The sequence below is a fragment of the Halovenus anhuiensis genome (assembly GCF_037080055.1).
Lineage (GTDB): Archaea > Halobacteriota > Halobacteria > Halobacteriales > Haloarculaceae > Halovenus.
Genome location: NZ_JBAOJI010000002.1, coordinates 324,661 through 342,968, shown reverse-complemented (window position 1 = coordinate 342,968; position 18,308 = coordinate 324,661). Strand labels below are relative to the sequence as shown.

The 18,308-nt window shown below is 63.3% G+C and carries 19 protein-coding genes; 8 read left to right on the top strand and 11 right to left on the bottom strand.

What is annotated here, in order from left to right:
• The first annotated feature begins 8 nt into the window (after positions 1-8).
• A complete protein-coding gene (locus V8P86_RS07580; protein ID WP_336326647.1) occupies positions 9-1,070 on the top strand; it encodes a hypothetical protein in 1,062 nt (353 codons plus the stop codon).
• On the opposite strand, the gene V8P86_RS07575 is transcribed toward V8P86_RS07580, so the two are convergent.
• Positions 1,067-2,023, bottom strand: a complete 957-nt coding sequence (locus V8P86_RS07575) for an alpha/beta fold hydrolase (protein ID WP_336326646.1) — start codon at positions 2,021-2,023, stop codon at positions 1,067-1,069. The two genes, V8P86_RS07580 and V8P86_RS07575, sit on opposite strands and share 4 nt — an antisense overlap.
• Positions 2,023-3,078 (bottom strand): anthranilate phosphoribosyltransferase, encoded by a 1,056-nt coding sequence (locus V8P86_RS07570; protein ID WP_336326645.1) that lies wholly within the window; start codon positions 3,076-3,078, stop codon positions 2,023-2,025. The genes V8P86_RS07575 and V8P86_RS07570 overlap by 1 nt, the downstream gene beginning before the upstream one ends.
• Before the next feature lie 109 nt (positions 3,079-3,187).
• Here V8P86_RS07570 and V8P86_RS07565 point away from each other — a divergent pair, with 109 nt between their 5' ends.
• From V8P86_RS07565 to V8P86_RS07555, 3 genes are all read left to right on the top strand, one after another.
• The gene (locus tag V8P86_RS07565) at positions 3,188-3,778 is read left to right on the top strand and encodes a HalX domain-containing protein (RefSeq protein ID WP_336326644.1); all 591 of its coding nucleotides are present in this window, start codon (positions 3,188-3,190) and stop codon (positions 3,776-3,778) included.
• 119 nt (positions 3,779-3,897) lie between these two features.
• On the top strand, positions 3,898-5,250 hold the full coding sequence (locus tag V8P86_RS07560; protein WP_336326643.1) for a DEAD/DEAH box helicase family protein: 1,353 nt from the start codon (positions 3,898-3,900) through the stop codon (positions 5,248-5,250).
• A 67-nt stretch (positions 5,251-5,317) separates the two neighbouring features.
• Entirely contained in the window at positions 5,318-5,656 is a 339-nt protein-coding gene (locus V8P86_RS07555) for a glutaredoxin family protein (protein WP_336326642.1), read from the top strand.
• Here the strand turns inward: V8P86_RS07555 and ilvA are convergent.
• Both ilvA and V8P86_RS07545 read right to left on the bottom strand, forming a co-directional pair.
• Positions 5,653-6,888, bottom strand: coding sequence for a threonine ammonia-lyase (gene ilvA, locus V8P86_RS07550; protein WP_336326641.1), 1,236 nt, complete (start codon positions 6,886-6,888; stop codon positions 5,653-5,655). The two genes, V8P86_RS07555 and ilvA, sit on opposite strands and share 4 nt — an antisense overlap.
• A 250-nt stretch (positions 6,889-7,138) precedes the next feature.
• Entirely contained in the window at positions 7,139-7,525 is a 387-nt protein-coding gene (locus tag V8P86_RS07545; protein ID WP_336326640.1) for a hypothetical protein, read from the bottom strand.
• 142 nt (positions 7,526-7,667) lie between these two features.
• On the opposite strand from V8P86_RS07545, the gene V8P86_RS07540 reads away from it, so the two are divergent.
• Complete coding sequence (locus V8P86_RS07540) at positions 7,668-8,849, top strand: aspartate kinase (protein WP_336326639.1); 1,182 nt, start codon at positions 7,668-7,670, stop codon at positions 8,847-8,849.
• Between the two features lie 3 nt (positions 8,850-8,852).
• On the opposite strand, the gene V8P86_RS07535 is transcribed toward V8P86_RS07540, so the two are convergent.
• Positions 8,853-9,512, bottom strand: a complete 660-nt coding sequence (locus V8P86_RS07535) for a metallophosphoesterase family protein (RefSeq protein WP_336326638.1) — start codon at positions 9,510-9,512, stop codon at positions 8,853-8,855.
• Between the two features lie 81 nt (positions 9,513-9,593).
• Between V8P86_RS07535 and V8P86_RS07530 the strand changes: the two genes are divergently transcribed.
• On the top strand, positions 9,594-11,576 hold the full coding sequence (locus tag V8P86_RS07530) for a helix-hairpin-helix domain-containing protein (protein ID WP_336326637.1): 1,983 nt from the start codon (positions 9,594-9,596) through the stop codon (positions 11,574-11,576).
• 18 nt (positions 11,577-11,594) lie between these two features.
• On the opposite strand, the gene V8P86_RS07525 is transcribed toward V8P86_RS07530, so the two are convergent.
• A complete protein-coding gene (locus tag V8P86_RS07525) occupies positions 11,595-11,783 on the bottom strand; it encodes a hypothetical protein (RefSeq protein WP_336326636.1) in 189 nt (62 codons plus the stop codon).
• Between the two features lie 98 nt (positions 11,784-11,881).
• On the opposite strand from V8P86_RS07525, the gene V8P86_RS07520 reads away from it, so the two are divergent.
• Positions 11,882-13,009 carry an ORC1-type DNA replication protein gene (locus tag V8P86_RS07520; protein ID WP_336326635.1) on the top strand — a complete coding sequence of 376 codons (1,128 nt, stop codon included), beginning with the start codon at positions 11,882-11,884 and terminating at the stop codon, positions 13,007-13,009.
• A gap of 1 nt (position 13,010) precedes the next feature.
• On the opposite strand, the gene V8P86_RS07515 is transcribed toward V8P86_RS07520, so the two are convergent.
• The 4 genes from V8P86_RS07515 to V8P86_RS18910 all read right to left on the bottom strand — a co-directional run bounded on the left by V8P86_RS07515 (position 13,011) and on the right by V8P86_RS18910 (position 15,825).
• Complete coding sequence (locus V8P86_RS07515) at positions 13,011-13,511, bottom strand: GNAT family N-acetyltransferase (RefSeq protein ID WP_336326634.1); 501 nt, start codon at positions 13,509-13,511, stop codon at positions 13,011-13,013.
• Positions 13,512-13,606: 95 nt separating this feature from the next.
• The gene (locus tag V8P86_RS07510) at positions 13,607-14,857 is read right to left on the bottom strand and encodes a proline--tRNA ligase (protein WP_336326633.1); all 1,251 of its coding nucleotides are present in this window, start codon (positions 14,855-14,857) and stop codon (positions 13,607-13,609) included.
• A gap of 99 nt (positions 14,858-14,956) precedes the next feature.
• The gene (locus tag V8P86_RS07505) at positions 14,957-15,733 is read right to left on the bottom strand and encodes a DUF7089 family protein (protein WP_336326632.1); all 777 of its coding nucleotides are present in this window, start codon (positions 15,731-15,733) and stop codon (positions 14,957-14,959) included.
• Positions 15,733-15,825, bottom strand: coding sequence for a hypothetical protein (locus V8P86_RS18910; RefSeq protein ID WP_442909374.1), 93 nt, complete (start codon positions 15,823-15,825; stop codon positions 15,733-15,735). The genes V8P86_RS07505 and V8P86_RS18910 overlap by 1 nt, the downstream gene beginning before the upstream one ends.
• Before the next feature lie 100 nt (positions 15,826-15,925).
• On the opposite strand from V8P86_RS18910, the gene V8P86_RS07500 reads away from it, so the two are divergent.
• Positions 15,926-17,443: a glutamate-cysteine ligase family protein gene (locus V8P86_RS07500; protein ID WP_336326631.1), complete on the top strand. Its 1,518-nt coding sequence runs from the start codon at positions 15,926-15,928 to the stop codon at positions 17,441-17,443.
• 63 nt (positions 17,444-17,506) lie between these two features.
• On the opposite strand, the gene V8P86_RS07495 is transcribed toward V8P86_RS07500, so the two are convergent.
• The gene (locus V8P86_RS07495) at positions 17,507-18,097 is read right to left on the bottom strand and encodes a hypothetical protein (RefSeq protein WP_336326630.1); all 591 of its coding nucleotides are present in this window, start codon (positions 18,095-18,097) and stop codon (positions 17,507-17,509) included.
• Between the last annotated feature and the right edge of the window lie 211 nt (positions 18,098-18,308).

Here is an 18,308-nt window from a genome sequence, read left to right as displayed (position 1 = left end):
CGGTAGGTATGGAGCAAACTATGGATCGGCGAACGGCGTTGCAGTTCGGCGGGGCGGCGACGGTGGCTGCGGTGGCAGGCTGTAGTGATCTTCTCGGGGGCGGCGACAACTCCTCGTCGGGGTCGGAGCAGTACTCCCAGTATCTCGGGGTGCGGGACAACCAGGTGTTTTTCGCCTACGCTGATTTCGAGGCGCTCGAAGAGCTCGACACCGGAGAACAGAACAGCGGCGGAGAAGGCGGCAGTGGCGGCAGCGGGGACGATTTCGGCTTCAACGAGCCGATGCTCGCGCCGGCCGGCGGCCTCTTCCTGATCGCCTTTTCGGCCGGCTTCCAGCTCGCCTCGCTCGGTCTCGGCGGACTCATCCAGACCGACGAGGAGTCTGATCTCGACTCACAGGGCAATCAGATTCTGCTCGCGAACGAAACCCTCGTCGTCATCGGTGACATGGATACCGACGAAATCGACGAGCGACTCACCTCCTCGTCGGACGAGAATCTCTTCGCGACCGAGTACGAACAGACCGAGGAGGCAGACGGCTACACCTTCTACGAGCCAGTCGAAAGCAGCGCCAGCGGGAGTGAGGGCAGCGTCGTCGCCGTCAACGGGAGCGAACTCCTCTCGGCGAGCAGCCGCGAGGCGATCGATTCGGTCATCAGCGCGAAAAGCGGCGACGGGCGAGCGGCCGACGAGTTCGACGAGTTCCAGTGGCTGCTCGACAACGGCGGCGACGGACTCATGGCACTCGGTGGCTACGGTCCCGAAGGATTCGACGGCTTCGGCGACGGCAGTGGCAGTTCAGGGGGCGACTCGACCGAGAGCGAACTCGACATCGTCGAGAACAGCGGCGGTTTCGTCGGGTCGATCAGCCTCGACAGCGAGGAAGCGACCTCCGTCCTCGCAGCCAGTTCCGACCAGATCAGCGAGGACCAGCAGAGCCAGATCGAATCCGACTTCCAGAGCGAGCGAACCGACGTGTCCATCGACTTCCAGGGCGACGGTCGCCTCGTCGCGGAAGCGACCTACGGGCGGGAAGTTCTCGAAAACGGCAGCAGCGGTTCGAGCGCCTAGTCCAGAAAGTCGAGCAGTTCGGTCGTAATTTTTTGTGGTCGTTCCAGTTGCGGCCAGTGGCCCGTCTCCGACAGCCGACGGATCCGACAGTCCGGCACCCAGCGGTCGAGTCCGTCCAGAAGCGCCGCGTCCAGTGCCGGGTCGTCCAGTCCCCAGCAGACCAGCGTCGGCGCGCGGACGGTGCCGTCCCGACCGGACCGGCCGGGCAACAGCGATCGGGCTTCCGTTCTGAGCGTCTCGCGAGCCATCGCCCGGTAGTAGTTGATCGGACCGGCGAGCGAGCCGGCGCGTTCGATCGCTGCGCGGTAGCGCTCTCTCGTCTCCTCGGAGAACACGCCCGGATCGACTGCCCCGCCGAGCGAATCGACGAGTCGGTCACGGCCAGCCCACAGCAGTCGTTCGGGTACCCACGGAAGTTGTGCGGCGACGACGTACCACGACCGCAGCAGTTGCTCGGGCGACTGGCGGAGTTGCTGGCGGTACCGATCCGGATGGGGCGCGTTGAGCACGACCAGTTGCCGGACAATCTCTGGCTCGCGAATCGCGAGTTCCCAGCCGATCAGCCCGCCCCAGTCGTGACCGACCACTGCCGCCGTCGGCGCGCCCTGTCTGGCGATCAGTTCACGGACATCCGCGACGAGTTCGGCCGGCCGATAGCTGTCGACGCCCTCGGGCTGGTCGGTGCGGTTGTAGCCGCGCAGATCCGGCACGACGACGCGGTAGCCGGCCGCCGAAAGCGGCGCTATCTGGTGGTACCAGGTGTACCAGTGCTCTGGAAAGCCGTGCAGCAGCACGACTAGCGGCGCATCTCCGGTCGGGTGATCGACGGCCTCGGGGCTGGGATCGACGGTCACGTAGTGGATGGTGATCCCGTTGACCCGGGCGAACTCGTGACGCCACGATTCCGGATCGTCAGGGTGGCCGGGCGGATCCCCACTTCCGGGGTGGCTCATCAGAACGCCTGCAGCGCGGCGAGTCGGTCGGCGGCCGTTCCGTCAGCGATGACCGCTCGCGCGCGGTCGAGGCCGGCGTCGAGGGTGTCGACATCGCCGCCGGCGTAGATCCTGACTGCCGCGTTCAGCGCGATGGCATCCGCGAAGGCGTCTTCGCGGTCGCCGTCGAGCACCTCGCGGGTGATCGTCGCGGAATCGGCGGCCACATCCTCGACTTCGAGCTGTTCGCGCTCGAAATCCATGCCGTACTCGGCGGTTTCGATCTCGAAGTCCTCGAACTCGCCGTCGTACTCGGCGACGACGGTCGATCCCGGCCGGATGTCGTCGTAGCCCTCCAGTCCCTGAAACATGATGACCCGAGAAAGCTCCTGTGCCTCCATCTCGGTGAAAGTATCGACGATTCGTTTGGCGAAGGAGAGGTGATAGAAACTGCCGAGATGCACGTCGGCGTTGGCAGGATTCGCGAGGGTTTCGATCGTGTTGAGATAGGTCCGGACGCCCATTTCTGCCCGCCGGTCGTACAGATCGTCGAGTTCGGGGTTGAAGTTGGGCTGGTAGTAGAAGCCGAAGCCGACCTCGTCGGTCATGTCTGCGCTGTCGGCCGGGGAGAGGTCGGTCCGGACGCCGAGTTCGTCGAGTACGTGTTTGTAGGCGTCGGCCTCCTGTGTCGGGACGCGGTCGCCGCTGTGAGTCACGACCGGCGTGCCGGCGGCGGCCGAGACGAGGCCGGCAGCGACGCCGAGGATGGCCGTGGTGTGTTTGCCGTCGTAGTTCGCCCCGCAGTCGACCGGATCACACTCCGGGGTCGCCGTTTCGACGCTCTGTTCGCGCATCACGTCGCTGAATGCGGCGAGTTCTGTCGGAGTGTTTCGCTTCCAACGGTTGGCCAGCCAGAAGGCCCCGAGCGTCGTCGCCTCGGGATCGCGAGCGAAGATGCGAGCCATCGCCTCGCTGGCCTGCTCGCGGTTCATATCGTCTGCAGATTTGTGTCCAGACCCGACGACTTCGGTCATGAGTCGACGCAACGGCCACTCGCCTTCCGAACGTTCGCTCATACCTGCAATAGGGCCAGCGGCGTCTAAATGCATTCGCTCCCGGATAGGCCGGTTCCGTCCCCGAACACCCGGAAACCTTTTGCATCCAGTCGCCACTAGATAGGACAGAATGAGTGGGACCGAGCCCGCGACGGTACTCGTCGTGGACGACGAGCCCGACGTCGCTGACGCGTATGCGGCCCAGTTAGAGAGCGAGTTTGTCGTCTCGACAGCCTACGGGGGGGAACAAGCACTCGATAAGATCGACGACGCCGTCGATATCGTGCTGCTCGACAGGCGGATGCCCGGTATCTCTGGCGACGAAGTGCTCGCAAAGATCCGCGAACGAGACCTCAACATCCGCGTGGCGATGGTAACCGCAGTCGATCCCGATTTCGACATCATCGAGATGCCGTTCGACGACTACGTGATCAAACCCGTTTCGCGAGACGACCTCTTCGAGACGATCAACCGACTGCTAGCCTGCTCGGAGTACGAACAGAAACTCCGACGATACTACGCCCTGACGGCGAAACACGCCACACTCATCGCCAACAAACCGGAGTCAGAACTGCAGGAAAACGAGCAGTTCCAGCAACTGGAGGCCGAGATGAACGAAATGCGAGATACGCTCGATGAGACAATCTCCGAGTTCGACGACGACGACTTCGCCGCTGCTTTCCGTGATCTGGAGTATGAATCCGGCGCGACGACGGAGTGACCTGATACTGGTGGCGATACATTCGTAAGATATTCGCACCCACGAGGGTGCGAGATTCTTCAGTTTCGTATAGCCACCAGTATGAACACCTTTCTTCTCGCCGTCCGTTGACTCCCAGTGTGTCCGAACTTCGGCTCAGTTTCGAGGACGGCACGATTCGGATCGAGGGACTGGACCCCGATGCTACCGATGCCCTCCCCGACGATACCGCGTTCGACCCTCGCTCGAAGGGCCACCGACTCCCGGCCTATCAGTACAGCGCGCTCCGAGATACGCTCGAAACAAGTCCACACGCCGTCGAAGATACCGTCTTCGACCTCCCGAAGCTATCGGTGGCCTCCTCGTACCAACTGCGAGAGTACCAGTCCGACGCGCTCGCGGCGTGGCGAGCGGCAGACAACCGTGGCGTGCTCGAACTGCCGACCGGCAGCGGCAAGACCGTTATCGGTATCGCCGCCATCGAGGAACTCGCAACGCCGGCGCTCGTCGTCGTCCCGACTATCGACCTCCTCGACCAGTGGGTCGACGAACTCGACGCAGAGTTCGACTGTCCGATCGGCCGCCTCGGCGGTGGCACCCAGCAGGTCGAGGATATCACCGTTTCGACGTACGATTCGGCGTATCTCCGCGCGGACGAACTCGGTGACCGGTTCGGGCTGGTCGTCTTCGACGAGGTGCATCACCTCGGTGGCGAGGGCTACCGCGATATCGCTCGCCTGCTGGCCGCGCCCGCCCGCCTCGGCCTCACCGCGACCTTCGAGCGCCCCGACGGCGCACACGAACAGATCCGGGACCTCGTGGGCGATGTCGTCTTTCGGCTGGATCCCGAGGAGTTGGCCGGCGAGTATCTGGCAGCGTACGACATCAAGCAGATCGAAGTGTCGCTGACGCCGGAGGAGCGTGAGCGATACGAGGACAATCAGGGGACGTTCACCGACTATCTCGCCCAGTCGAACATCGAACTGCGAAGCGGCAGCGATTACCAAGAGTTGGTCAAGCGCTCGGGCACAGATCCGCAGGCTCGGGAGGCGCTACTGGCCAAACAGCGCGCCCGCGAGGTGATGATGAACGCCGAAAAGAAAGTCGACCGACTCGCCGAGATTCTCGACCGCCACCGCGAAGACCGGATCATCGTCTTCACTGCTCACACCGACCTAGTCTACCGACTCTCCGAGCGATTCTTGCTCCCCGCGATCACTCACGAGACGGGCGCAAGCGAGCGCAAAGAGATCCTCGGGAAGTTCCGGGAGGGCGAGTACTCACGGATCGTCACCGCGAACGTCCTTGACGAGGGGGTCGACGTTCCCGCCGCAAACGTCGCCGTCCTGCTGTCGGGGTCGGGCAGCGAACGGGAATTCACACAGCGACTGGGTCGGATCCTCCGCCCCACCGACGACGACCGTTCGGCGACTCTCTACGAACTCGTCACCGAAGAAACCGCGGAAGAACGCGTCTCCCGCCGGAGAAGATAGAACACACGTAGGTATTATTTCTGGAATAGTTCGGAACTGATTTTATCATCCAATCTAATCGACGGTTATGCAGTATCGCCCCCAATCGGATCTTACCGCCCCCGAGGCCGCCGAACGGGTCGAAACCGTACTCACCGAGCACGATGTCGTCCTGTTCATGAAAGGGTCGAAAGCGTCGCCGCAGTGTGAGTACTCCCGCCGTGCGTTGCAGTTGCTCACCGAGCGTCGTGAGGAGGTCCAGACGGTCAACGTGCTCGACGCGCTGGAGGAATACCGTGCGGCACTCGCCGAGCAAAGCGGCTGGGAGACGATTCCACAGGCCTACGTCGACGGGGAGTTCATCGGCGGCAGCGACGTGCTCGATACCCTCGCCGAACGCGGCGAACTCGAAGCGAGACTCGATTAGTTCCGTTCCATGTCCTCCCGGCGGGTCAGCACGTCGATATCGTAGCCGGCCTCCGCCAGTCCGTCGAGCAGGTCGTCGATATGGTCGTGGCCACGCGTCTCGAGGTCGATATCGATCTCGGCGTCGTCCATCGACACGTCCCGTGAGGTTCGGTCGTGCCGGAGGGCGTAGATGTTCGCCTCGTACTCCGAGAGGACCTGCACGAGCGAGTCCAGCGCACCCGGCCGGTCCGGCAGCACGGTCCTGATCCGCACGTACCGCCCGGTCTCGATCAGTCCCCGCATGATGACCGTCGTCAGCGTGTTCATGTCGACGTTGCCGCCACAGAGCACCGGGACGATCGTCTCGCCCTCGTCGAACTCGAACTCACCGGCGAGCAGCGCCGCCAGCGGCACCGCCCCTGCCCCCTCGACGAGCGTCTTCGACCGTTCCAGCAGCGTGGTCATCGCCACCGCGATATCAGCATCGGAGACGGTCACGACCTCGTCGACGCGCTCTTTGATCACATCGAAGGTCTTCTCACCGACGGTTCGGGTCGCGATGCCGTCCGCAATCGTGTCGACGCTGTCTCTGACGATCCGCTCGCCTTTCTCCAGCGAGGGCGCGACACTCGACGCACCTTCGGCCTGCACACCAATCACCCGCACGTCCGGCTTCTTTCCTTTGAGGGCAGTCGCGATGCCGGAGATGAGTCCGCCGCCGCCGATGGGGACGACAACGGTGTCGACGCTGGGGAGGTCTTCGAGAATCTCGATACCGAGCGTGCCCTGTCCGGCCATCACTTCCCAGTCGTCGAACGCGGGCAGGTAGTAGAGGTCCTGTTCGCGTTCGATCTCGCGAGCGTGTTCGGCGGCGGCATCGTAATCGACACCGTGGAGGATCACCTCGGCGCCGTAACTGCGGGTGGCCTTGATCTTCGAGATTGGGGCGTCCTCCGGCATCACGACGATCGAATCGACGCCCATGCGCGTGGCCGCCAGCGCGACCCCCTGTGCGTGGTTGCCCGCACTCGCCGTCACCACACCGGCGGCTTTGTCTTCCTCCGACAGCGTTGCAATGCGGTTGGTAGCCCCGCGGATCTTGAACGCGCCGGTCCGCTGAAGCATCTCCTGTTTGACGTGGACATCGGCACCGGTCATCGTAGAAAAGGTGTGTGAGTACACCAGCGGCGTGTGCCGCGAGGTTTCCGCAACGCGGTCGCGAGCCGCCAGTACGTCGTCCAACTCGAGCATACGACACCTCTTCGATCCCGTCGGTGAAATACTGTGTGACCGACAGGGGGCGGATAGCGTGTGACTGTGCAGTCGCGACTGCATTCCGTGGGTGCCGCTGGGTATACTTAAAGCTGCGTGTGACAATATAAACCCCCGAATCGACAGACGGTAATGGCATATGCCGGCCGTCAGACGGCTGTCGAACGGCCGTCATCACTTATAAACTAACCCGTTATTTCGTTGTCGAGAATCACGCGGCGACAGCCGATCAGAGATCGTCGGCGCGGTACCGCACGGTCGGTTCGCCCTCGAAGCGCGGTCCAGGGCCGACGCGGTCGAACCCCATCTCCGAGGCGACCGTCTGGACCTCCGATTCCGTTTCGAGAACGAGTAGTTCGACCGCCATCTCCTCGGTTCGAGCGAATCGCAGTGGCTCTTCGAGCAGTCGTTCGTAGATCGATTCCTTCCCCTCGAGTTGTGTGACGTGGATCGTCTGGTCGCGAGCATCGTAGCTTACGAACCCGACGATATCGCCGTCGCGTTCGGCGATCCGAACGGTTCGGTCGTGGACGAGGTTGCGCATCACGTCTCGTGGGGTGTCCGTCAGGGAAGCGAGTCGGCCGGCGTCCGCTTCGAGGGCGTCCCGCAGTTCCATGCGTGTCTCGTTAACACCGCACCCAATTAAACCATGCGTCACCCTGGCTCGGACCGTCCCGGCAACCCAGATGAACACAGTTATCCACCCCGACGACAAAGCAGCGGGAAATGAGTCAGCGACACACACGGCGGGTGGTTGTATGCGGATAGTCGCCAAGTTCGGCGGGACCAGCGTGGCCAACGGCGACCGGATCAACCGGGCCGCGGATTCGATCGCTGCGGCGGTCGAGGCGGGCCACGAGGTCGCGGTCGTCGTCAGCGCGATGGGCGGAACCACCGATACGCTTCTCGAAGAGATGAAATTCGACGCGACGGAAGCGGATCGGGCCGAAATCGTCAGCATGGGCGAGCGAACCTCGGTGCGAATGCTCAAAGGAGCACTCGAAGCCCGCGGCATCGACGCCGAGTTCCTCGAACCCGGTCGGCCGAACTGGCCGATCATCACCGACGAATACGGTGAGGTCGACGTGGACGTGACCAAGAATCGAGCGATGGACTGTGCAGACGCGATGAGCGAGGGCGTCGTCCCGGTCATCACCGGTTTCCTCGCCGAGGACCACGACGGGACGATCACGACGCTCGGCCGCGGTGGCAGCGACACGACGGCCGTCATGCTGGGCAACTACATGGAAGCCGACGAAGTCGTCATCGTCACCGACGTCGAAGGCGTCATGACCGGCGACCCGAACGTCGTCGAAGGCGCACGAAACGTCGGCGAGATTACCGTCGACGAACTCCGAAATCTCTCCTTCCGCGGTGCCGAGGTCGTCGCGCCCTCTGCGCTCACGTACAAGACCGACACGCTCGAGGTCCGAGTCGTCCACCACCAGCACGGTGATCTGCTCACCGGCGGCACCGACATCGAGGGCGAATTCGAGAACCTGATCGATCTGCAGGAGCGGGAACTGGCCTGTCTCACGATCGCCGGCCGATCGATCCGGAACCAGCCGGGTGTCCTCTCGCGGCTCTCGAACGCCCTCTCGGACGCGGGCGTCAACGTCGAGACCAACTCCAGCGGACTGGATTCGGTCACCTTCTACGTCGACGCCGAAGACGCCGAAGAGGCAGAGACAGTGCTGCACAGCCAGGTCGTCGAAGACGAGATCCTCTCCAGTGTGACCATCGAAGACGGAATTGCGGTCATCCGCATCGCCGGCGGCGAACTCGAAGGCAAAAGCGGCGCTGTCAACCGCGTCCTGACGCCGCTTGCCGAGCACAACATCTACCTCCACGACGTGGTCACCAGCGCCACGTCGGTGTCGGTGTTCGTCGACTGGGACGACCGCGAGCAGGCGCTCGATCTGCTCCGAGACGTGTTCTGAGACTCAGCGACCCTTATCGAGTCGATCCGCGATCTGATCCGGGAGCCCCGCCTCCCGGACGGCCTCCTGTACTCGTTCGATATCGTACTCCACGCGGTGCTCAGTGACTTCCATCGCGTCGAGATCCAGCACCGCGTACGCGGCCCGCGGGTCGCCGTCCCGTGGCTGGCCGACGCTTCCGGGATTCATGACGATTCCGTCGTCGTAGACTTCGTGGGCCTGGACGTGGGTGTGGCCCATCACTAGCACGTCTTCCTCACCGAGTAGCTCCGGCCCGAACTGCGCGGGGTAGGTGTACCGATCCGGGTCTGCGGGGTGGCCGTGGACGATCCGGACGCGCTCGTTGCACTCCCGCCGGGAGTCCAGAAGCGCACCGAGAAAGGCCATCTGTTCGTCTGTGAGTTGCTCGCGGGCGTGTTCGACGCCAGCGCCGGCCATGCTGTTGAACCGAAAGGAGCCACCGCCCGCGGTCGCGCGGTCGTGATTGCCCATCACCGTCGGCACGGATCGCTCCCGGACGAACTCGACACACTCGGCGGGCCAGGGGTTGTAGCCGACGATATCGCCGGCACAGAGCAATCGCTCGACCGGCGGCATATCGTCGAGTACCGCATCGAGTGCGACCTTGTTGGCGTGAATGTCCGACAGAATGCCGACTTTCATAGCTGATCAATGGACAGTCCCGAATTAAGGATTGTTGACTCCTCGCTAGGTTTTTCTCCCCCGGACCGAATTGGTCAGGTGATGGAACTCACGTCGATTCCCGGTGTCGGCGAGAAGACGGCGGAGTCGCTGCGCGACCTCGACGACCCGGAGCGGGCGCTACAGGAGGGGGACGTGACCGTACTCGCCCGCGCGCCGGGGATCAGCGAAGGACGGGCCGCCCGTATCGCCCGCGGTGCGATCCGCGACCGCCACGACGACCCCGGCGGCTTCACCGCGACGCCCCGAGCGCGAGAACTGCACCGCGACGCGCTGGAGTTGCTCAAAAACCGGACTGTCACCGATTACGCCGCCAAACGACTGGAGACGCTGTATCCCAGCGGCGTCGAGTCCCGCATCGAGGAGGTCCGCGAGTTCGCCCGCGAAGCGATGCGCCACGACCCGACCGAGGCCGTCATCGACGCGCTCGACGCCGTCGAACCGCTGGACAGCCCCAGTGACGTGCGCGTCCGGGACCGCTGTCTCGCCACACAGGACGCCGAGACCTACTCCGCCGCCCGCGAGGCCGTTCCGGAGATGAGCGTCGAACTCGTCGAGGACGCTCGCCAGCTTTCGGAACTCGCCCGCGGCTACTCGACGGTGATCGCACTCGACGAGGCCTTCGCCGGGACGGATCTGGAGGGCGATGTTCGCGTCGAACCCGACGCGCTCGCCGAACCGGAGTCGGTCGTTCCCGAGCGGACACTCTCCTTCTTTGCGCACAACCGCAATCAGCTGCAGGCGGCCGCCCGGGTCCACCGCGAGGCGGCTCTCGACCCGCCCTGTGACCTCGACACGCTCGACGGCGCACTCGACCGCCTCGACTCCGATGGGACTGTGCAGGGCGACGAAGAACTCGACCGGCTGAACGCCGCGCTCGGCAGTCTCGACGGCGCTGTCGAGGAGGCCGAACGACTGGCGAACGACCACCTCCGCAACGCCATCGAGGAACGGGACGTGACCATCGAGGGTGGCGACCTGCTCTCCTTAGTCGAACGCGGCGCAGGCGTCGACTCCCTGCTCCAGCGCGAACTGGCAGACGAGTACGCCGCCGCAATCAGGCAGGCCCGCGAGCAGTTCGTCGATGCACTGGACCTCGAAGACACTGTTTCCCTCGCCAACCGCGTCTTCGAGGAGGAACCCACGTTTCCGGTCGAACACGACGAACAGGCGCTGTCCCGACTCCGCGAAGAACTGACCGCGATGCGCGACCGCCGCGCGAGCCGACAGAAACGCGAGGTCGCCGACGAACTAGCTGGCTTGCAGGCCGACTGTCGCCAACTCGTCGACCGAGCGCTCGAACTGGATGTCGAACTGGCAATCGCCCGCTTCGCCGCGGAGTTCGACTGCACGATGCCCGAATTCGGGGGAAGGGGATTCGCCATCGAGGGCGGTCGCTCACCGCTGCTCGACGTGCCCTTCGCCGAGGTCGAACCGATCGAGTACCACGTCGGCGGCGTTGCGCTGCTGTCGGGAGTCAACAGCGGCGGGAAGACCTCGACGCTGGATCTCGTGGGGCTGGTCGTGACGCTGGCGCACATGGGCTTGCCCGTCCCGGCAGAGTCGGTCCGCCTCGAACGGATTGACGAACTCCACTACCACGCAAAGACGCAGGGCACGCTCGACGCCGGAGCCTTCGAGTCCACCCTCCGAGAGTTCGGCGACCTCGTGACTGGTGTCAGCGAACAGCGCTCCGTGCTGGTGCTGGTCGACGAACTCGAAAGCATCACCGAACCGGGCGCGAGCGCGAACATCATGGCCGGGATTCTCGAAGCGCTGGACGCACGCGGCGCGACGGCGGTATTCGTCTCGCATCTGGCGCGGGAGATCATCGACGCCGCCGACACCGAACTGACCGTCGACGGAATTCAGGCCGACGGCATCGAGGACGGCGAACTCAAAGTCGACCGGACGCCGGTCAAGGGCCAACTCGCCCGCTCGACGCCCGAGTTGATCGTCGAGAAACTGGCCGAGGACCGCGCTGCCGAAGACGGGTTTTACGAGGCGCTGCTTGAGAAGTTTTGATCGGGGCCGACGTAGGTGTTATCGTGTCCGCGGGTTCGGTGACATGCCCAGCCCCTGGAGGAGGAGTCCGAGCAGTAGGCCGACGCCAACGAGGAACGCGAGTCCCGGGACGCCGACAGTCCAGAGGACCAGACTCGCAACGGAGAGGGCGACGAAGGTCAGCAACCCGATGATCAGATCGAGCCGCCAGCGGAGTTCAGGATCCATAATTGACGCTTTTGGCGAGCGGAACAAAGTTGTTGTGTTGGCGGTCGGTCCGCTGCCCCAATACTGTTAAGTGTCGCCGCAAGCTCGGTGAAAGTATAATGGCAGACGACTCGGACGAGGAGATGTTGTCCTGGGATGAGTCCGTCTTCCGCAACGAGCACGTCTTCGAGATCGATTACGTCCCGGAGAGTTTCCTGCACCGGGAGAGCCAGATGGAGAGTCTGAAGTACGCGCTCAAGCCCGCAGTCCGGGGCTCGCGGCCGTTGAACGTGATGGCGCAGGGGCCACCCGGCACGGGCAAGACCACCTCGGTCCAGATCCTCTTCGACGAACTGCGCGCCCAGACCGACGTGAAGACGATCCGGGTCAACTGCCAGGTCAACTCGACCCGATACGCCATCTTCTCACAGCTATTCAAGGGCGTCTTCGAGTACGAACCGCCCTCCTCGGGTATCTCCTTCAAGAAGTTGTTCTCACAGGTCACGGACAAACTCGTCGAGGACGACGAAGTCCTCGTCGTTGCACTCGACGACGTGAACTATCTGTTCTACGAGTCCGAGGCCTCCGATACGCTGTACTCACTGTTGCGCGCCCACGAGGAGCACAGCGGCGCGAAAATCGGCGTGGTGCTCATCTCCTCGGATCTGGATCTCGACATTCTGGAGGAACTCGACGGCCGGGTTCAGAGCGTCTTCCGTCCCGAGGATGTCTACTTCCCGAAATACGGCGAAGCCGAAATCGCCGAGATCCTGAGCGAGCGGGCCAAACGGGGCTTTCACGACGACGTGATCACGACATCGGTGCTGGATCGGGTCGCCGAACTGACCGCCGAACAGGGCGGGGACCTCCGAGTAGGGATCGATTTGCTCCGGCGCGCCGGATTGAAAGCCGAGATGCGGGCGAGCAGACACGTCGAACTGCAGGATGTCGAGGAAGCCTACGAGACCTCGAAGTACGTCCACCTCTCCCGACGCCTGCAGGAACTCTCCGATTCGGAGACTGCCCTCGTGCGAGTGATCGCTGATCACGACGGCAAACAGGCCGGCGACATCTACGACATCTTCAACGACGAGACCGACCTCGGTTACACTCGGTACTCGGAGATCATCAACAAACTCGACCAACTGGGCATCATCGACGCCAGCTACACCGATGTGGAGGGTCGCGGCCGCTCGCGGGAACTGACGCTCAACTACGACGCCGAGGCAGTCACCGACCGACTCTGACTCACTCGACGGTGCCGTGAAATAGCTGCTGGGACACTTCTTCGCCGAACAGTTCGGTCTGTTCGCTCTCGACCGACTCGTAGCCGTGACTCCGGTAGAACGACTGTCCGATCGCATTGTCCGAGAGAACGTGGAGTCGAATTTCGGGGCAGTCCCGGTCGGCACACCACTGCTCGAATTGCTGAAGGAGTGCGGTCCCGATTCCTTCGCCCCACTGATCGGGCGCAACGTAAATCGCGCCGAGATGGCCGATCGAATCGTCTCGGACACTCCCGCTAAGATAGCCGACCACCGACCCGTCACGCTCGGCGACGAAGTAGCCCACGGCGTCGTGTTCGATCGCTTCTCGCGTCTCGGCCTCGTCGTACCACTCGTCGAGCGCCGTCGAGATGGTCTCCTCGGCGAGAATATCGCCGTACGTCTCCTCCCATCCGGCCTCGGCAACTGACAGAATCTCCGGCGTATCGCTGGGGACGGCCTCGCGGACTGTCAGGGTTTCCATAGCAGAAAATAACCGAGAGATGACATGTAGATTGTGGTTTGTTTGCAACAGAATACACCGTATACAGAGACCGAGATCAGCCGAACAGTCGGGTGTCAGATCCGTTCAGGGACTGCCTCGATGGTGACGTACTCGGTCTCGCCGTCGCGGCTTTCGAGTTCGACTTCGCCGGTTTCGCGGAACTCGTTGCCGACGATAATCTTGTACGGCACGCCCAGCAGGTCGCTCTCGGCGAAACGCTCGCCGATGGACTGGTCGGGGTCGTCGAACAGAAGCGTCTGGTCTGCCCCGCAGTCCTCGTAGAGATAATCCGCGACCGCCGCGAGTTCGTCGTCGTACTGCAGTGGGATGATCGAGGCGGCATAGGGCGCGACGATACCGGAGCCATCCGCTGACCAGCGACAGCCCTCGTCGTCGGCGTGTTGCTCGATCAGCGAGTAGAGGAGTCGCTCGATGCCGATGCCGTAACTCGCCATCAGCACGTCCTGGCGGCTCCCGTCGGCCAGGTCGACGGTCAGCCCCATCGGCTCTGAGTACCGCGTCCCGAGTTTGAATATGTGTCCGATTTCGACGCCTTCGCCCGCGACGAGCGTCCCGCCGCAGTCGGGGCAGTCGTCACCCGCCGCCAGATCGGACCGTGGCGATTCGTTGGTCACGCCGAATCGGCAGTCGTCCTCGGGACAGTACCAGAGGTCGGCAGTCCCAGTCTCCGCGACGGCGAGGAATTCCTCCGATGCGGACCCACCCATGAGATTGTTCTCCGCGTCTGCGATCACGAAGTCGATGTCGAGATCCTCGAACACCCGGAAGTACGCCTCCCGGACGCGCTCGTACTGCTCGTCGAGCGAGTCTGCGGTCGCGTGGACGCTGTAGGCGTCTTTCATCGTAAATTCCTTCGTGCGAAGGAGTCCGCCACGGGCGTGATCGTCCCGGTGTTTTCGGCTGATCTGGTAGTAGAGGCCGGGGAGGTCTTCGTAGGAGCGGATCGTTCCCGAGAGGAGATGGACGATACCTTCCTCGTGGGATGGTGCGAGACACATGCGTTTGCCGTCGCGGTTCTCGAAGGAGAACATCTCGCCGCCGAACTCACCCCAGCGGCCGCTTTCCTCCCACATCCCGCTGTAGTTCAACTGCGGCAAGGAGACTTCCCGTGCCCCGATTGCGCGCATCTCCCGGTCGACGTGGTCGATGATACGCTGGCGGATACGCTGGCCCGTCGGGGCGAACCCGTACAGGCCGCTGCCGAACTGTCGGATCAGTCCCGCCCGCAGGGCGAGTTTCACCGTCTCCTTGTCCTGACTTCCCGGCTCGCGGCTCGTGAACAGTGTGAGGTCACTTCGGCGCATCGCGGTCACCTCGCTCCGACGGAGCTGTTTGTCCCTGCCATCGTAGTTCGAAGCTATCTATCGCCGAATAAATATCCGTGGTTCGTCTCCCGGGCGCTGTTACTCAAGCGTCTCCGCAACACGGTCGGCCCATTCGATGGCGTACGACGGGCCGTGATCTACATACGCCGTCGCGTCGAGTGCATCGAAGGGTGCGGGCAGTTCGCTGGCGTGTTTGATCCCGTTGCAGGCTAGCTCGGCAGCCTCCGGAAAGGAGAGTTCGTCGCTGGCGATGGCGCTGGGCAACTCCTCGAGGCGGCTGGCGAGTCGGTCACCAGCATCGACCCACGCCTCGAACAGCGGCCCCTCCCACTCGGCGAAGCTGTCCCGGGTCTGCAAGCCGAGATAGGCGTCATAACAGGCGACTGCGAGCTGATAGGTGCCGACGGGATCGAGCGGCCCTTCGACCGCCTCGGCGAATTTCGGATACGCTTCGCCGAAGAAGCCGAGCATGTGCTCCGGTTCGTCGAGACCGACCTCGACGAGGGCCTCGGCGATCAGAAAGTCGACGAACGAATCGGGCGAGCCGTCGAGTCGCGGTTTACAGAGGACGACTGGCGGCTCGGTCTGTCGGCTCCAGGCGACACTTCCGTCGCCGGGCATCCCGATGGTGAGTTCCGAACTGGCGTACGTCGCCAGCACGTCCGGGGCGTCCGCTGGGAGCCACTCGCCGGGGTAGCTCACCGGATCGAGGCTATCGACGACCAGCCCGAGTTCCTCGGCCTGTGCCGGTGGGATCGTCTCGAAGTCGGTCTCACAGCTCAAGACGAGCGCGTCGGGGGCGTGCTCGGCTCTGACCCTCTCGACGGCGTCGCTTACTTCCCGACTGCTGAACATCAGAGTCCGACTGCGATCGTTGCGACCATCGCCGCTGCGATCACCAGCGAGACACCGACTGTTCCGAGAACGATCTTGGTTGCTTTGCTCATGTCTGGCAGTTCCGGGAGCACAGATAAAAAGGCACAGATTTTCCTCCCGGTTCTACCGAGACCGCGACATTGAAGCCACCGCCCACCAAATCAGTGGGTCATGTCAGCCTCGGAACTCGCCGCGGCGGTCCGGGAGGCTCTCGATGTGGATGCTGAAGAGTTTCGGTCACAGGCACAGACAGAGGCCGAACAGCTCAAATCGGCAGTCACTGAAGGAACCTTCGATAACTCTCAGGCGCTGATCGGATTGGAACTGGAGCTATACGCCGTCGATTCCCGCACCGACGCGCTCCGACGGATGCCCCGCGGACTGCTGGGGTTGATCGGCTTCGAGAAGGAACTCGGTCTGCACAACGCCGAGATGCAGACGACGCCGTTGCCGCTGACGACCTACGGGCTGGACGCACAGGAAAAGGAAATCCAGGCCCACATCGCCCCGGCACTGGACAAGACTGCCGCGGAGGATATCCTGCTCGTCTCCGATGGGATGTGGACCGTCCCGCCGACGGGCGAGACGGCCACTGCCTATCTCACCGATTCGGTCGAGGAAGACGGCATCAAAATCGCCACCAACATGAGCGATGCCGTCCGGTACCACGCGATGGCCAACACCGATTACCCCTCGGGCCGTCGCCTCGACGCCCCGCACGTCTCGCTCGACGCCGAGACGGTGATGCCCGAGAGTCTGATCACCTCGATCCAGCCACACTATCAGGTTCCTCACGCGCCCGACCTCCCGGAGTATTTCAGCTACGCGCTCCGGGTCGCCGCTCCACTGCTCGCGCTCGGAATCAACTCCCCGTTTTTCCCACCAGATCTCTACGACGACGCCCCCGACGGCGAGATTGTCTCCGATGCGCACATGGAGAACCGCATTCACGTCTTCGAGTCCGTTCTCAACCCACCCGAAGATTCCCCCGAAGACCCGAAGGTCTGTTTCCCGCCGGAGTTCGAGACTGTCGAGGAGGCTATCGACGACATCGCCAACGACACCTGTATCGTTCCGATGGCTGTCCCCGAGATGGACCGCTTCGACGACGCCTTCCGGCATTTCCGGCACAAACACGGGAGCTACTGGCGGTGGATTCGGCCGGTCTTCGACGGTGGGTCACAGTCCTCGGCGAACGCTCGCATCGAGTTCCGCCCGCTTCCCGCACAGCCGACCGTTCGAGACTCGGTGGCCTTCGAGGCCGTCTTCGCCGGCCTGATGGAGAGTCTCCCGCGCCGCAAGCACCTGATCCGACAGCTCTCTTGGGAGGACGCCAAGCAGAACTTCTACGCCGCCGCAAAAGATGGCCTCCAGGCCGATCTGACGTGGATCACCGCCGACGGCGAAGAGACGACCGCTATCGACGAAATCTGCGGGGAGTGTTTCGAGTTCGCCCGCGATGGGCTCGAACTGCGTGGACTCTCCACCGACGAGGCACGGGAGTACATCCGCCCGCTCCGGGAACGACTCGACCGCCGAACTACGCCGGCACGCTGGAAACACGACCACGTCCGCGGGAGCGTCGACGCCGGCGTCCCACTCGCCGAGGCCATCTGGGGAATGCAGGCCGAATACATCGAAAACCAGCAGGATACGCTGGTCGAGGGCTCGTTTGCCGACTGGATATAAGTAGCCGTTGTCCGCTTCGGGCGGGCTTTGCCCACGAAGAATCAGCGGTGAGACCTGCCAGCGCTACACGCCCAGCCAGTCGTTGTCACTGATCTCGTAGCCCTCCGCGCGGCAGAATTTCGCGGCCTGCCGGCGAACGTCACGGGACCCCGGCAGTTTCTCTTTCCCTTCGATTTGCTCGACGATCCACTCGGTGATCATCGTCACCGTCTCGTCGTCGTCGTCAGCGTCGATTGCGGCGAGCGCCCGCAGGGTCTTCTGGTAGGCATCCCACTGCGAGCGGCCGAATTCGATCCCACGAACCCCCTCACTCACCTCGGTAATCCTCTTCATCGCGCTGGCGACGGTCGGCCGCTGGACCTGTGCCGTCACTGCCCCCGGCGTCTCGTAGCGGTCGTTGTCCGTCTCCGGAATTAGATCCGCTGCGACGTACTCGTCGTACACCAGAACGCCGCCGACTTCGGCGACTAGTTCGGCCCCCGTCGCCGGAAACTCTACGTCTTCGAGTTCCTCTTTGAGTTCGCCGAGATCGGACTCAGGAACCGGCGGTTCGGTCTCGTCCATCCGCTCCAGTTGCGCGATCATCTCGCGTTTCTGCTGGCGTTTCGCCTCGTCGTGTGCTTGCTTGTCCCGTCCGCTCTTGTTATCTGCCATTCGTCCCGCTAATCGGTCTGTTCAGATAAAGTTGTGGTCAAATTACAGATTTGACAGACGGACCGCCACCGTTCGAACAAAACGTAGGTGAAAGAGTCCTCACCCTCAGCCTTCGACTTCGGGTGAGTGAGTGTCCCTCGAATTACTCAGAAAGCCACGCCAACAGCCCATTCCTCTACCACCTTTTTATTCTCGGGTGGCTCGCTTCGCT